The sequence below is a fragment of the Thalassospira sp. NFXS8 genome, assembly GCF_040148805.1.
GTDB lineage: Bacteria > Pseudomonadota > Alphaproteobacteria > Rhodospirillales > Thalassospiraceae > Thalassospira.
Genome location: NZ_JAGEMF010000002.1, coordinates 1,281,186 through 1,296,638, shown reverse-complemented (window position 1 = coordinate 1,296,638; position 15,453 = coordinate 1,281,186). Strand labels below are relative to the sequence as shown.

The following is a 15,453-nucleotide window of genomic DNA, read 5'->3' as shown; positions in this document are numbered from 1 at the left end:
CCTTTGCCTGTTTGATCGTACCCTTTTCCGTTTTATTATGCCGCCCTGCTGTTTCGCCTGGTGCCAAATGTCAGGCACAACAACGCTTTTCGTTAATAAAAAAATGCTGCCACCCTGCCATATTCAAGAAAAACCGGGCACGAACTGCGGGGAAAGTTTTTTGCAAAACTCAATTTAACTTTATCACCACGACAATTTCGGGCCTTAATCGTGCCATTCATACCCCAAACGATTACCGCGAAAGCAGCGCAAGATAACAAAATCATGGACTTATTGCGCAAAAACAGCAAAAATACCCGTTAACACTGTATAAAATATCAAACCTGAAAACAGAAACTCTTACAGTTACGGGACAAGGGCGCCGGTTTAACAAGGTGGCCTATGGAAAAGCAGATTCTAGATGCGCTCTCGCAATCGAATGCCGGGATCGCTCTGTTTGATGCCAATGAACGTCTTATTTTTGCAAATCCGGCATGGAATCAACTGATTACCGGTATTGCAGAAGACGACCTGGTATTTGACGAAACCAGTCTCGACAATGGCGGCATGCTTTCTGTGTGTCTTGTACGTCCGCATATCCATGCCAGCGAAATGCGCCCTTCCCTTACCGATGTTGACAACCAGAAACGCGGCACTGTTCTGGTTGCCGATGACAGTGCATCAAACCGTATGGTGGCACGCCGGATGTTACAGGCCGAAGGTTTCAGCGTAATGGAAGCGGGCGATGGCCAAAGCGTGCTGGATATTTTACGCCGCGGTATTCCGGTTGATATTGTGCTGATGGATGTTGAAATGCCCGACATGGACGGGCTGCATACCACCCGGCGCATTCGCCACATGAATGGTCCTTCGTCACGCATTCCAATTATTGCCTTTTCAGCACACCGCACCCGTGACTGGAACATGATTGCCCGGCAATCAGGTGTGAACGATTTTATTAGCAAACCAATTCAACGGGCCAGCCTGTTACGCGTTATCAGCGAAAACCTGCTGCGCAACGGCACCAACACCCGCAAGGGGAACCTCTCGGCACCGGCCCCCGTTGCCCGGATGAAACAAAATACCCGCGCTTTTAACAAACTCCCCTCTGACGATTTGCCTGCCAGCCCGGTTCTTGACGTTAATATTCTTGAAAAACTTTATCGCGATGCGGGTATGGACGGGGCAGCCAACGGCATTGACCTGTTTATTACCGAGACCGAATCTCGCCTGGTGCAAATTGATGATGCCCTGTCGCGCTGCGATTTTCACGCTGTTCGCAACGAAGTCCATGCCCTTAAAAGTACATCTGGAACTTTTGGCCTGCGACAATTAGCCGATTTATGCGATGCAGCGCATAACATGTTTGACAGTAACGACATTGAAGAACATCACATCGTCAAATTATCGCGCCGGGTGGTGCAATTGGCCCCAACGGCCCTGACCGCGTTAAACCTGTATCGTCGCAGTCGGTCGTGGGCGCTTAGTTAAGGATGCAAACCACACAAACCGGCAGCCCCCAGCCACAACAAACAAACACCCGTTCCGGTGCACCTTAACAACCGGCCATTCATTGTGCATCAGACTGTTTGTTTTCGCTTTTTTGTCCCGTTTCCCACACCTGCCACACCAACAGGTTCCAAACGGTCAGCGCGGCATCAAAATCGTTGGCGCAGGCCCGTCGCCATATTTTTCGCTGATCGGCCCGGGTTAGCTGCACGCGGCTGAAAATGTATTTTTGTGCTGTATTTTCATCCCCCCAGATCAACATCGAAACATCGCGTATCCAGTTCCCAACCGGGGGATTAAACCCCGCCTTTGCCCCATCAAAATATCTGGCGGGCACCATGGGCCGCACCACCGCGCGCCAAATCGCCTTACCCTGCCCTGCCAAATGGTCTTGAACCGGAATTAAACGGGCCAGTTTGCGCACCGCCGGGTCCAGCAGCGGCGGGCGATATTCAACGCCAAACGCCATACCCATGCGATCGCTCATTGCAAGCTGATTACCAGGCAGTGTGACAGATTGATCAAACTGCATCATTGCCGCGGCAATATCATGATCCAGCCCTGTCATGTCATTTTGCAACCGGCCATACCGGGCGAGAACACAACGATTGTTCCAGCCGGTTAAAACATCATCACGGCTCCCGGTCGTCATCTGTAAAAACTTGTACATTCCTGAAAAATGCCGGTTTAGCGCGGGGGGCAAATACGGTTCGCCAAACGTTAAACATGCGGCCAAACTACGACGTGCCAAACGTGGCATTGCCAGCCATTTCTGCGCAAGTTGCGCCATCCGATAACGACGATAACCACCAAAAATTTCGTCGCCCCCATCGCCCGTCAGGCATACCGGGGCAATATCGGCAACAGCCTGACTTAACCTGTGTGTTAAAATCATCGCCGGGTTGGCAAATGGCCCGCCAAATGCCAATAACCCCACCTGTAATCTTTGCAAAATGTCATCGGCCCGGTGCGGTGCCGCGACAATTTGCAACGTTAATCCCAAATGGTCGGCCAAATGTTGCGCGCGCCTGGTTTCATCAAGCCGCCGATCACGAAACCCCATCACAATGGCCGTTGGCCGCTTTGTTTTATCGCTGCGATGCTGGCCCATATGGCTGGCCATGGCGGCAATGCCTGCGCTATCCATCCCGCCTGATAACAGGCAGGCAACAGATCGGTCACATGTCATTGCTTCGGCAACAGCCCGGTAAACCCTGCGACGCATATCCGACACAACCTGCCCGGCTGTCGGCATGCTGCTGCCAGCCCCTTTCATACGGGCGGCCTTTGTGTGTTCTGCATCCGGGTTTAAAACATCAGACCGAGTAAATAACTTCCGTTGGTTTTGCCTGGCACTTCTGGCACTTTGGCCGGCCAATGGCTGCGATCTGCGACTGGATTTATCATAACATTCCAGCTTGCCATTCTTCCAACGAGCAATTTCGCCGGGTTGCAGTTGCAAAACCTGACCAAAAACCGTTTTTGGGGCCGGTACAAACAAATGCGCCAGCGCGGCATCAAACGCTGTTTCATGAAGGGCAGCAGTAACGCCTGGCACTGTCAAAAGCGGGGATAATTCGGATGCAAAAAAAAGATGTCCATCGTCGCGATGGGTGAAAAACAATGGTTTTTGGCCCATATCATCCACGGCCATCCATAAGGTGGCCGTATGGCAATCCCACAAGGCAAAGGAAAAGGCCCCGGCCAGGTCCGCCAACACAGCACCTAATGCCGCAACCTGTGCCGCGTAATCGCCCCCTGCTGCCCTTATTGTTTTTATAAGCAGGCGTAACAAAACATCAGTATCGGCAAGGTTTTGGCACGGTTCCCGCGCAACATGCGCCGGGTTGGGGCCATTCACATCGCGATATGACATACGGGCCGATAATTGCCGATATCCGCCAATATAACCGTTAAACACCAATACAAAACGGCCATCACGGCTGGTCATGGGTTGGGCAGCACGCGCTGTCAGGTCCGTTGTGGCAAGACGACGATGTACAAAAACCGGCCCATCGATATCGGCCGGAACGGCACCATCGGCAGTTAAAACAACATCCGTTTCAGGCCATATACCGGCACCATCCGGCCCCCGATGTGCCAGCGCATCGGACGTTGCCATCGCCCAAGGGCGGGCATCTTGGTCGGTTGCTCCGGCAAAACCACACATATACTGGTGGCCGCTAGTCGGTTTTTCGGGGCTGGGCAAACCATGCGCCAACCCGGCGCAACCCCTCGCGGGCCTCGACCGGTGGCAACCAGTGTAAATCGCGGCGAATGGCACGATTATCAATTTGCAACGAACTGGTTAAGCGCTGCACCTGCGCCGTTTTGCCGGTAACCCGGCCAATAAAGCCCAACACACCGGTTGGAACCGACAGCAAAATCGCTTTTTTGCCCATGCCTTCGGCCAAAAGGGAAATCATTTCACCAATCGAAAAATCCTCGCCATCCGATACCATATAGGTTTTATAACAGGCACTTGGGTGCTGCGCGACCACCACACAGGCATCGGCGAGGTTATCAACATGAATTAAACTGCGATAATTATGAATGGCCCCGAACGGCAAGGGAATGCCCCGGGATGTCAACTTTGCCAAAGCCGCAAAATTGGCCTTTACCCCCGGCCCGTAAACCAGTGGGGGCCGTAATATGGTTAGTCCCAGCCCCGATTCTTCCGAAAACTGACGCAAGGCATTCTCGGCTTCGGCCTTGGATTGTCCATATGGGTCTTGCGGGTTAACCGGGCTATGTTCGTTGAAGGCCGAAAACAGGGTTTCTTCGCCATTCACCTTGATCGAACTTACAAAAACCATACGCTTTACATTTTGCGCCGCAGCGGCCCGCGCCAAATGAAGGCTGCCCGCCACATTAACCGCGCGAAACGCCGCCAGCGGATCAGACGATACATCATTCATCACATGGACGCGTGCGGCCAGATGTACAACACAGTCAACACCCTGCAAATGCCCGGTCCAGTCGGTATTGCCATCAATATCGCCAATGATCCGGGCATCCCGCGCCAGATCGGCCGGCAACTGTGCCAGGGCAGCTTTAGTGCGCACCAGGGGGCGTACAGTAAAACCGTCGGCAAGGGCCGCCTTGCATACGGCCTGGCCGACAAAACCATTTGCCCCGGTAATCGCCATTGTTTTCTGGTCGGTCATTTATTCAGGCTCGCCTTGATCGGGGTTAAGGGCTGGTATTTCATCCGGTCGTGCCATATTCAGGCGTTGTTGCAAATCACCCAAAACATACAATCGCAACGCGCTGGACAAATTTCCCTCGCGTCCTTCATCAATCAGCACCACCATTTCTGCAATGCTGCGCCCTTCTCGCATGGCAATGCGTTGCAATTCCTGCCAAAACGCATCTTCCAGCGAAAAACTGGTCCGGTGTCCGGCAATGGTGATGGATCGCTTGCGAACTTCGGTATTCATCAAAAATTCCATTGAACACACAAATAAAACAACACGATATAGTCTTAGCAGCAAGCGCGTATACAGTCAGGAACAAACGGGGCCAATGATGAAACTTATCCACCTTAGCGATTGCCATTTCACCGACCCTGTCCCCGACACCCCGCCTGGCAGTAAACCACACCCGCAAAAAACCCTGCAAGCCGTCATTGCCGATATTTGCCAATGGCATAGTGATGCCGAACTATGTGTGATTTCCGGTGATTTAACCCACCATGGCACCCTCGCCCAATATGCGCTGTTTCTCGATACCATCGCGGCCCTGCCGATGCCGGTGCATGTTATTCCTGGCAATCATGATGTACGCAACACCATGCTTGCAACCCTGCCCGACACCCCGTGCGATGAAAACGGTTTCATCAATTATTCATTTACCTGCAATGGCATACGTATCGTGATGCTTGACACCCTGTCCGACGGTGAAGATAGCGGCGTTTTATGCCCCATGCGCCTTGCATGGCTGAAAACCGAACTGCACCATTCACGCAACCTGCCCTGCCTGGTTTTCATGCACCATCCGCCTGTTGCAATGGGTTTACCATTTATGGACAGCATAAATTTGCAAAACGCCGATGCCTTTGGCGACGTTTTGCAAGCCCACCCGGCCATTCGCCACATCTTTTTCGGGCATCTGCATCGCCCCTGCCACGGCATTTGGCGCGGTATTCCCTTTACCGGGGGTGCCAGCAGTTTTACCGGGCAACCGCTGGCAATGCAGCCGGGTGCGGGGCTGCCCGATAAACCCTGGCTGGAACCGGGATATGGCATTGCGCTGATCAATAAAAATGACGCCTCAGTGCGCTATCATTTTGAAACAGTGCCAAACCCGAAAAATTAAGCCCGAAATTCAGGCAGCATTGTTCCATTCCGCCAAAACCGTTTCATCGGTTTCCATTGCCAACTGATGGCGTCGCACATCGTTAAACGATGCCGGATCCATTAATTGTGCCATTGCCCATACCGCGCTGGCACGAATAAGGGCGGATGGATCCTCTAACAGGGTGCGCACCGGTGTAAGAATACTGGCATCCGCACCCTTGTTATCATTGCCAATCGCAATCAGCACATTGCGCAAAAACTTTGCCCGGCCAATCCGTTTGATTGGCGATCCGGCAAAAAAGGCGCGAAAGGCTTCGTCATCCATTTCCAAAAAATCGGCCAGCCGTGGCGCGGTAAGCTCGGCACGCGGCATAAAGGCCAATTCTTCAGTGCGGCTGGCAAATTTGTTCCACGGGCAAACCGACAAACAATCATCACACCCATAAATGCGATTGCCCATCGCCCGGCGAAATTCATGCGGAATGACGCCGTCATGCTCGATCGTCAGGTATGAAATGCATCGCCTGGCATCAAGTTTATAGGGTTCGGGAAACGCATTGGTCGGGCAGGCATCCAGACAATTGCGACACGACCCGCAATGGTCAATCTCGGGTTTTTGCGGGGCATCGTCAAATTGCAGGGTGGTAAAAACCTCGCCCAGAAACAACCACGACCCATATTCGCGCGACACCACATTGGTATGCTTGCCCTGCCAGCCAATGCCGCCGGCCTGGGCCAGCGGTTTTTCCAGAACCGGGGCCGTATCGACAAACACCTTTACCTGTTCTGCCCCGCCGGTTTGCTCCACCAGCCAGCGGGCCAGTTGTTTCAAACGTTTTTTGATCAGGTCATGATAATCGCGGTTTTGGGCATAAACCGAAATCATTGCCCGGTCGGGATGGTCCAGCAAGGCAAGCGGGTTTTCGGCTGGGCCATAATTGGTGCCCAGCACAATTACGCTTTTTACATCTTCCCACAAAACACGCGGGTCACGGCGACGCGGTAGCCGTTCGGGGTCCGCCATCCAGGCCATGCTGCCAAATTCCTGCCCGGCAACAAATTCATCCAGCCGCTGCTGGTTGCGGGCATCAATTTCGGGGCGCGCAATACCGCAAACGTCAAAGCCAATTTCCCTGGCTTTGGCGCGAAGCATATCAAGGCTGACGATGTTCGCCGTTTTGGCTGTCATGGCAACGGACTTGGCTTATCTGTGTTATTTGTGTTTTCTATCTCTCGGTGCCGCCTTATATCGTTTTTCACACAAAAAACAAAAGGCCGCAGCATTACACCACGGCCTTTATCGCCAAAAATCAAACAGCAGATCACCTGTTACAGGTCAAAAAGGCCATAAAACCCGGCATTGCCGCCGCAAAATATTGATGGGTGAATTACAGTCCGGAGGCGAAAGCCGGGCTGACCACCTCATGCAATGACACCACCATCAACAGGAAGATTAAGACCTGTGATGTAGCGCGCGGCGTTACAGAATTGGCTAAAAAATCAGGGTGCAGCACCGAACGGGCCGCCCCCCTCTTTTCATGTCACGTCGTGCATGGCGCGACGTCACGCATTTTGCCTTCTAGAAACGATACCGCAAGGTCGCCAACATGGTGCGTTCCTGACCGACGTAACAGTTCGCAAGGTTATAACAGGACGCAATGTAATCCTTGTCGAACAGGTTATTGATGTTAAAGCGCATATCGGCATTTTCCACACCAATGCGCGACAGGTCGTAATCAAACGACAGATCAACAATGGTGTAATCGGGTACGCGCTGGGTATTGTCCGCCGTCGCCCAGGTTTCGCCGACATAGCGCGCCCCGGCCCCGACATCCAGCCCGGCCAACACCCCGGCATCAAAGCTGTATTTACCCCATAAGGACGCCGTGTGCTCAGGTACCTGCATCGGTGTTTTACCGTCCTTGGCATCGCCCGGCGCATCATAGCTGGCATCGGTATAGGCATATCCGGCTGTCATGCTGAAATGATCGGTCAGTTTTGCCCGTGCCTCCAGTTCGATCCCTTGCGATTTAATTGTACCTGCGGGCGAATACACAAAGGTCACCGGGTCGGCAATCGCGACATTTTCCTGTTCAATATGAAAAACCGATGCGGTGAACAACATATCGCGCCCTTTGGGCTGATATTTGATCCCGGCTTCATATTGCGTGCCTTCGGTCGGGGCCAGCGGGTCACCATTGGCATCGGCATACAGGTTAGGGTTAAACGATTCCGAATAGTTGAAATAAGGTGCAATGCCGTTATCGAACAAATACAGTAACCCGGCACGGGTGGTCAGTTTGCTGCGGTCTTCGCCGGTGCGCTTTTCTGTCAAACGGTTCAGGTTATCGGTTTCCACCCAATCCTCGCGCGCGCCCAACGACAACCGCCAGTTTTCATAGGCAAGCTGGTCCTGCACATACACCCCGGTTTGTTCCAGCGTTTTGGTGGCCAGCGCATATGGCGTGCCAAATGTGACATTGGCATTGCCATAGGACGGGTTCCACGGGTTGATGCCTGACACAGCAGTGTACCAATAATTGGTCCGTGATCGGCGATGCTGATAATCCAGCCCGCCTATAACGGTATGGTCCACACTGCCCGTACTGAAATTGCCTGTTAGCTGGTTATCAACCGTAAAGGCCCGCAGGCTTTCATAACCGCCATAATAGGCACGTTTCAAATTGTTGGTACTACCATCCCAGCCTGTTTGGTAAATCTGGTCAATATCAACATCTGAATCCAGAAACCGGAAATTCTGTTTGAATGTCAGATCGTCGTCAAAATCATGCTCGAACTGATAGCCAACCATGTTTTGTGTGCGATCAAACTTTTCCAGAGACGGTTCACCGTCAAAAAAATCACTTGGAAGATACTGCCCGTTATGAGGGTAAAGCGTGCCTTCGGCGGGCACACCATTATGGGTGCCACCTTCGGGGTCACGCTGAAAATATCCCATCAGGGTCAGCCGGGTATCATCGGTGAAATGCGCTGTTAACGATGGCGCAATGACATAACGTTCTTCCCTGGCGTAATCAAACTGGGTGTCCGATGCATCGGCTTTGCCAACCAGCCGATAAGCCAGTTTACTGCCTTTGGCAACCGGCCCGGTCACATCAAAGGCAACGCCGCGTTGCTGGCGCGTACCGTATGAAACCTCGACTTCGCCCTTTTGTTCAAATTCGGGTTTTTTACTGCTAAGGGCGACCAGCCCGCCCGGCGACGACCGACCATATAAAACCGATGCCGGGCCTTTTACAGTATCAATACGGTCAACGAAATACGGGTCAATCTGCATTGAGCTATAGGTCGAATCTTCGCTCATGGTTTTCATGCCATCGAGATAGATATTATCGATGCTGCGATCGACCAGCCCGCGCAAAATCACGTAATCGTAACGGTTCGATGCCCCGACCTGCCCGGTAAAAGCCCCGGGGGTATAGCGCATCGCCTGCATCACTGTTTGCGATCCCTGATCTTCGATTTCGTCCGATGTCACCACCGAAATGCTTTGCGGCGTTTCCAGAATTGACGTGTCAGTTTTGGTCGCCGACAATGACCGTTTGGCGACATATCCCTGTACCGGGCCGTCTGCACGTTCAAATTCCTTGTCGGCTTCCACCCGTACCGGGTCCAGCACCACATCCCCGTCGGCCGCACCGTTGATCGTTACCTTTTCAATCGTGATGGTGTCGCCACTGGTCACGCGCCAGCTGTAACCTGATCCGGCCAGTAAACGGTGCAACGCCTGGTCACGGGTAAAACTGCCAATAACAGCAGGCGATTGCGCACTGGCGACACCGTCGCTGGGGAAAAACAGTTTCACATTGGCCTGATCGGCAAAAAGGGTTAGTGCGCGGTCCATGTTCTGGGCGGGAATGCTGAAATTAATTGCCGCATCATTGGCAACCGGCCCACTTTGTGCCCACGAAGATGTTGCCGGTATCATGCCCCCGGCCAGAACTGCGCCCGATATCATGGTCGTCATCATCAACCGGCCCGCCCAGCGGGTGGCAGCGCACCCGGAAATACGATGTGAAGAAGCGGCAAAAAAGGGTGTGGCCTGCCGTTTGGCACGGTTGGAACCCAGCGTCATATTGTTTAACCCTTAAATTTAATCATCCCAATGCAAATGATTTTGATAACCGTTATCACTTGCTGTTGGTCATATGACGAAACCGGCATTCGAAACTTGCAGCAAAAATTTCAAAAAATTTTGCCAGTTTTCGACTTCATCTTATTTCAGGGTTTTAAATCAATAGATTACAGTTGCGACCATGGTAGAAAAAACATGTGCATCCGTGGTATCGTCAATCGATTTCAACAGATCATCAAGGTCATTCAAATCGAAAACACCACTGACTTTAAGGTCTGCCAGTTGCTGATTTGCCAAAATGATCCGGCCTTTACGATAACGTTGAATTTCCGCAATCACTGCTGACAATGGCTGACGATTAAAAATCAGCTTGCCGCGCATCCATGCGGTTTGGGCATCTACCCCGTCTGACAAAACGTCCGATAGTTTCCCTGACCCGTCATAGGAAACCCGTTGTCCTGCCGTAATATTAACCGGCAGGGTTGTCTTTTGCCCGGTTGAAACGGCGACAATGCCTTCGCGAACGCCAACATGCACGCCATCGTCGGCCAGCTGCACGTCATAAACGGTGCCCACCGCACGCGCCTGCCCATTTTGTGCCATCACAACAAAGGGGCGGGCCGGGTTTTTGGCCACTTCAAACAGGGCTTCGCCCGCTTCCAAATGCACTTCGCGCCGGGAAGGCGAATAATTAATCGACAATGCCGATGCGGTGTTTAAATGCACCAACGTGCCATCAGGCAACGAAACCGTGCGATGTTCACCAATACCCGTTGCGTAATCGGCAAACAGACCGGCCACCGGGCCAACCATGCCCGGCACAATCGCGCCAGCCGTTAAACAAACCAGCACGCCCAATGATGCCAGCAACGCCGCCGCGCCCCGCCCTATCGGCCAAACCGGTTTGCGTATTTTCGCATGACCATTACGGTGCAGGTGCATGGCAAGGCCATGTTGTGCCTCGCGATCCGCCGATATTGATCCACGGCGACCCTGGCCAAACCCTGGTGTAGCCATCGGCATAGTATGGCGTGGTTTTGCTTTCGAGATTATGTGGCGATGCCCACCCTCGTTTCCGGCCTGCCAGTTCTGCGCTGCACCGGTTTGCCCTATGCCATGTAACAGCAACCGGGCCTCGTCCATTGCGACAGCATGATCGGGCGATTGCGACAACCAATCGTAATAATCCTGTTGCATATCGTCACTGACATGCCCGGACGACAGCGTTACCAGCCAATTAATGGCCGTATCGCTGATATCCCGGTTGTCGTGGTTTTGATCGTGGTCCTGCCCGTCTGTATCCTTGGTCACCGGCGCATTCCTGTTGTTTGGCCATCCACCTGGCAAAGGGAAAATTGTCCCCCTGATTTATAGACGTTCAGGCACCGCCAAACCGGCAATTCAAATGTCATTATTTTTGGTCCGCCCGCCAAAGTTCATCGCGGCATTGTTGCAAGGCACGGGCAATATATTTAGCAACCATGCTTTCCGAAACCCCCAATTTCCGCGCGATTTCGGCATGGGGCAAGCCATCAACCCGAAACATCAACAGGGCACGGCGCGGGTTCTCCGGCAATCGGTCCAATGCACAATCTAGCAAAGCCAGTTGTTCACGGCCCATCGCCGTGGCCTCGGGCGATGGTTTTGGGTCGGCCACCAGTGCGGCGGCACCTGCGGTATCGGCGGCATTGGCATTGTGGCGCTTTTCACGGCGCAACCAGTCAATCGCCAGGTTACCGGCAACCCGGTAAATATAGGCACGCGGGTTATCAATTGGCACATCGCCCGGCGGCGATGATGCCAGGCGCAAATAGGTATCCTGGGCAATATCGGCAGCCCGTTGGGAATCCCCGCCCATACGACGGGTTAAAAACCGCACCAGATGGTCGTAATTTTCCTGAAAACTGCTGATTAAAATCGACGCTGTATCGCGACGCATCTATGTGGCCCATCTTGCGCAAACATCTGCTGTACAAACCTGCCGTTCCTTCCGACAGCGCACAACACCCCTTGCATAACAAGAACGCCCCACTCTCGCAATGAGAATAATTATCAATATTACCAAGCGGTCAATAAAAAACAGGGCACCCCAAAGATGCCCTGCCTATATGCCGTTCAAAAACATATCATTCTGATACATTTTTCAACAACCGGTCACACCCGCTCACACAGCGATAATGGTTTTTCAGCCACGCCCGCGATACGGCGCAACCCCCTGATCAGGGATCCAAACGCCTTCAGGTGCCGGGCCGGTCTGATAAAACACATCAATCGGTATCCCGCCACGCGGATACCAATAACCACCAATCCGCAACCATTTGGGGTTCAGCGTTTCGGCAATACGCTTGCCAATGCTCACCGTGCAATCTTCGTGAAAGGCACCGTGATTGCGAAACGAGGTTAAAAACAGCTTTAACGACTTGCTTTCAACCAGCCAGCCATCGGGGATGTAATCAATTACGATATGGGCAAAATCGGGCTGGCCGGTGATCGGGCACAAAGATGTAAATTCCGGGGCGACAAACCGCACGCAATAATCCGTACCTTCCTGCGGGTTTTTCACCTTTTCCAGCACGGCTTCTTCGGGGCTGGCGGGCTGTTTGGTATCACCACCCAGCATGGTCAGGTTTTGATAAATGCTTTGGTCTGACATGGTATCTATCCCTTGGCCTTAATCCTCGATCATTGGCACAGGATCAATATCCCCGCCTTCCTGATCGGCATAAAATTGCTTTGCAAAGGCTTCCATTTGGCCTTCGGCAATGGCATCACGCATGCCCTTCATCAAATCCTGATAATATTGCAAATTATGCCAGGTCAGCAGCATCGCCCCCAAAATTTCGTTCGCCTTGATCAGGTGATGCAAATAGGCGCGTGAATATTGCGAACAGGCCGGGCACGAACATTGATCATCAAGCGGGCGGTCATCATCACGGTGACGGCCATTTTTAAGGTTCACCGTGCCCCGGCGGGTAAAGGCCTGAGCGTTGCGGCCCGAACGGGTGGGTAACACACAATCGAACTGGTCAATCCCGCGCATCACAGCGCCCACCAGATCAGACGGTTTGCCAACGCCCATCAGATAACGCGGCTTGTTGGCCGGCAGCATATCCACGCAAAAATCCAGCGTATCAAACATCACCTGCTGGCCTTCGCCCACGGCAAGCCCGCCCACCGAATGGCCCGGCAGGTCCAGCTCCGCCAGCTTTTCCGAGCTTTCCCGGCGCAGGTTTTCAAACACACTGCCTTGCTGAATGCCATAAAGGGCATAGCCTTCACGCTCGACAAAGGCATCGCGCGACCGTTTGGCCCAGCGCATCGACATGCGCATGCTTTCGGCGGCAACATCCTCGGTCGCGGGGAAAGGCGTGCATTCGTCAAACGCCATTGTGATGGTGGACCCCAGCAAATGCTGAATTTCCATCGAGCGTTCCGGGGATAGCGAGAATTTACGCCCGTCAATATGGCTTTTGAACGTCACACCTTCTTCGGTGATTTTGCGCAAACCTGCCAGCGACATCACCTGATACCCGCCACTATCGGTCAGGATCGGTTTGTCCCAGTTCATGAATTTGTGCAAACCACCCAGCCGTGCAATGCGTTCGGCCCCCGGGCGCAACATCAAATGATAGGTATTGCCCAGCAAAATCTGTGCGCCGGTGGCGGCAACACTTTCGGGCATCATGCCCTTCACGGTGGCAGCCGTACCAACGGGCATAAAGGCCGGCGTTTCAATCACGCCATGCGCGGTATGAATGCGGCCGCGCCGCGCCTTGCCATCTTTTGCCAGCAGTTCGTAACGAAATTCGGTCATGACTTTTTCAGTGCTTCAACTTTGTTGGCGCATTCCAGAAGCGAACAATCGCCATAGGAATAAAAACGGTATTTTTGCGCAATGGCATGTTCATATGCCGCCTTCATGCGGTCAAACCCGGCAAAGGCCGATACCAGCATAAACAACGTTGATCGCGGCAAATGGAAATTGGTCAGCAACAAATCAACACCGCGAAATTTATAACCCGGCGTGATGAAAATGCTGGTTTCATTTTCAAACGGTTCAACAATGCCGTCTTCATTGGCCGCACTTTCCAACAGGCGCAGCGAGGTTGTCCCCACCGCTACAATACGCCCGCCCTTGGCCCGGGTTTCATTCACCAACGCGGCAATTTCGGGCGAAATACTGCCCCATTCGGCGTGCATTTTATGGTCTTCGGTATCATCCACCTTTACCGGTAAAAATGTGCCTGCCCCGACATGCAAGGTGATGGTGCGGCGCGCAATACCGCGCGCATCCAGATTTGCCAAAAGCTCCGGGGTGAAATGCAGGCCCGCTGTCGGGGCCGCCACCGCACCGTCATGCCGGGCGAAAATAGTTTGATAATCGTGGCGGTCCTGATCATCGCCCCCGGCTTCACGCCGGATATAGGGTGGCAGCGGCATCACACCATATTTTTCAAGGGCGGCGATCAAATCAGCCCCGGCAACGTTAAACCGCAGCAAAACTTCGCCGCCGTCCTTTTTGTCCATCACCTCGGCTTCAAAGCTGTCATTCACCTTGAAAATCTCGCCAATGCGCAGCTTTTTGGCCGGTTTGGCAAAGGCGCGCCATTGCGCCAGCCCTTCCTGCTTGTGCAGGGTGACTTCAATTTTGGCCTCCCCGCGCTTGCCGAACAGGCGCGCCGGGATCACGCGGGTATCATTGGAAATCAGCAAATCGCCGGGGCGCAAAATATCGGGCAATTCACGCACGATACGGTCATTCATCGCACCGGCTGTTAAATCCAGCATCCGGGCAGAATCGCGCGGGTCAGCCGGATGTTCGGCAATACAGTCACGGGGCAGGTCAAAATCGAACAGATCGACTTTCATTTTTTTTCCATTTTGGCAGCGTCAGAACACCGCAATAGCAAGGCGTACTTGGGATCACATCGAAAACAGATCAGGCGCTTGCCGATTGTGCGGCAGTTGCATCATTTCGGGTTGCCGGACGAATAACTGTCATCAATATGCGGAACGGGGCCAGACACGTCATCGCCATAATCATTTTGGCCGAAAAATCGCCCAGTGCCCATGTATGCCACGGAAGGCCGGTGCCCGCAAAGGCGATGGAGAAAAACAATACGGTATCAAGCATCGACCCAATGGTCGAGGAAACCAGCGGCGCCTTCCACCAGCTTGCCTGGCGCAGACGGTTAAACACGGTAACGTCCATTAATTGCGCCACCAGAAACGCCGTGCCCGAGGCAATGGCAATGCGGGTATCGGCAAACATCAGCGACAGCACAACGGCAATGGCAAAGCCCGACAGCACCACAAACCGTGCGGCACCGGCCCCGCGTGCGCGGTTGGTAAGATCGGTTACCAGAAACGCGACCGGATAGGTAAAGGCCCCAAACGTCAGCCAGTCGGCCAGAACACCAGGCAACGGATATTCGACCAGAATGTTTGAGGCGACAACCGTGGCGGCCATTGCCAGAATGCCTGCAATGATGGCTTTCATGTTTCTAGAACCTTGTTGGTAAAACCCGCGCATAGCAAATCTCGCGGTGCCGGTATCCGGAACGACGATGC

General features: G+C 53.3%; 13 protein-coding genes. 2 read left to right on the top strand and 11 right to left on the bottom strand.

All coding sequences use genetic code 11. From position 1 onward, the window contains the following. Positions 1 to 381 precede the first annotated feature (381 nt). Positions 382 to 1,470 carry a response regulator gene (locus J4E05_RS14975; RefSeq protein ID WP_349597015.1) on the top strand — a complete coding sequence of 363 codons (1,089 nt, stop codon included), beginning with the start codon at positions 382 to 384 and terminating at the stop codon, positions 1,468 to 1,470. Positions 1,471 to 1,549: 79 nt separating this feature from the next. Here J4E05_RS14975 and J4E05_RS14970 read toward each other — a convergent pair whose 3' ends face one another. The 3 genes from J4E05_RS14970 to J4E05_RS14960 are packed head-to-tail and all read right to left on the bottom strand — an operon-like array spanning position 1,550 to position 4,928. Continuing rightward, the gene (locus J4E05_RS14970; RefSeq protein WP_349597012.1) at positions 1,550 to 3,709 is read right to left on the bottom strand and encodes an asparagine synthetase B family protein; all 2,160 of its coding nucleotides are present in this window, start codon (positions 3,707 to 3,709) and stop codon (positions 1,550 to 1,552) included. Next, positions 3,672 to 4,655 (bottom strand): UDP-glucose 4-epimerase family protein, encoded by a 984-nt coding sequence (locus tag J4E05_RS14965; protein WP_349597009.1) that lies wholly within the window; start codon positions 4,653 to 4,655, stop codon positions 3,672 to 3,674. Before J4E05_RS14965 ends, J4E05_RS14970 begins: the two co-directional genes overlap by 38 nt. Further along, positions 4,656 to 4,928, bottom strand: coding sequence for a ribbon-helix-helix domain-containing protein (locus tag J4E05_RS14960; protein ID WP_349597006.1), 273 nt, complete (start codon positions 4,926 to 4,928; stop codon positions 4,656 to 4,658). It abuts the gene before it with no gap. Between the two features lie 85 nt (positions 4,929 to 5,013). Between J4E05_RS14960 and J4E05_RS14955 the strand changes: the two genes are divergently transcribed. Next, the gene (locus J4E05_RS14955; protein ID WP_349597003.1) at positions 5,014 to 5,805 is read left to right on the top strand and encodes a phosphodiesterase; all 792 of its coding nucleotides are present in this window, start codon (positions 5,014 to 5,016) and stop codon (positions 5,803 to 5,805) included. A gap of 9 nt (positions 5,806 to 5,814) precedes the next feature. Here J4E05_RS14955 and queG read toward each other — a convergent pair whose 3' ends face one another. The 8 genes from queG to J4E05_RS14915 all read right to left on the bottom strand — a co-directional run bounded on the left by queG (position 5,815) and on the right by J4E05_RS14915 (position 15,382). Continuing rightward, positions 5,815 to 6,975 carry a tRNA epoxyqueuosine(34) reductase QueG gene (gene queG, locus J4E05_RS14950; RefSeq protein ID WP_349597000.1) on the bottom strand — a complete coding sequence of 387 codons (1,161 nt, stop codon included), beginning with the start codon at positions 6,973 to 6,975 and terminating at the stop codon, positions 5,815 to 5,817. A gap of 390 nt (positions 6,976 to 7,365) precedes the next feature. Then, positions 7,366 to 9,882: a TonB-dependent siderophore receptor gene (locus tag J4E05_RS14945; RefSeq protein WP_349596997.1), complete on the bottom strand. Its 2,517-nt coding sequence runs from the start codon at positions 9,880 to 9,882 to the stop codon at positions 7,366 to 7,368. A 159-nt stretch (positions 9,883 to 10,041) separates the two neighbouring features. Further along, the gene (locus tag J4E05_RS14940) at positions 10,042 to 11,193 is read right to left on the bottom strand and encodes a FecR family protein (protein ID WP_349596994.1); all 1,152 of its coding nucleotides are present in this window, start codon (positions 11,191 to 11,193) and stop codon (positions 10,042 to 10,044) included. Between the two features lie 100 nt (positions 11,194 to 11,293). Further along, positions 11,294 to 11,821, bottom strand: a complete 528-nt coding sequence (locus J4E05_RS14935; RefSeq protein WP_085587783.1) for an RNA polymerase sigma factor — start codon at positions 11,819 to 11,821, stop codon at positions 11,294 to 11,296. 246 nt (positions 11,822 to 12,067) lie between these two features. Continuing rightward, positions 12,068 to 12,535, bottom strand: coding sequence for a preQ(1) synthase (gene queF / locus J4E05_RS14930; protein ID WP_085587785.1), 468 nt, complete (start codon positions 12,533 to 12,535; stop codon positions 12,068 to 12,070). An 18-nt stretch (positions 12,536 to 12,553) separates the two neighbouring features. After that, positions 12,554 to 13,696 carry a tRNA guanosine(34) transglycosylase Tgt gene (gene tgt / locus J4E05_RS14925; RefSeq protein ID WP_349596990.1) on the bottom strand — a complete coding sequence of 381 codons (1,143 nt, stop codon included), beginning with the start codon at positions 13,694 to 13,696 and terminating at the stop codon, positions 12,554 to 12,556. Beyond that, positions 13,693 to 14,751 carry a tRNA preQ1(34) S-adenosylmethionine ribosyltransferase-isomerase QueA gene (gene queA / locus J4E05_RS14920; RefSeq protein ID WP_349596987.1) on the bottom strand — a complete coding sequence of 353 codons (1,059 nt, stop codon included), beginning with the start codon at positions 14,749 to 14,751 and terminating at the stop codon, positions 13,693 to 13,695. The genes tgt and queA overlap by 4 nt, the downstream gene beginning before the upstream one ends. A gap of 70 nt (positions 14,752 to 14,821) precedes the next feature. Next, positions 14,822 to 15,382, bottom strand: coding sequence for a queuosine precursor transporter (locus J4E05_RS14915; RefSeq protein WP_349596984.1), 561 nt, complete (start codon positions 15,380 to 15,382; stop codon positions 14,822 to 14,824). Positions 15,383 to 15,453: the final 71 nt, after the last annotated feature.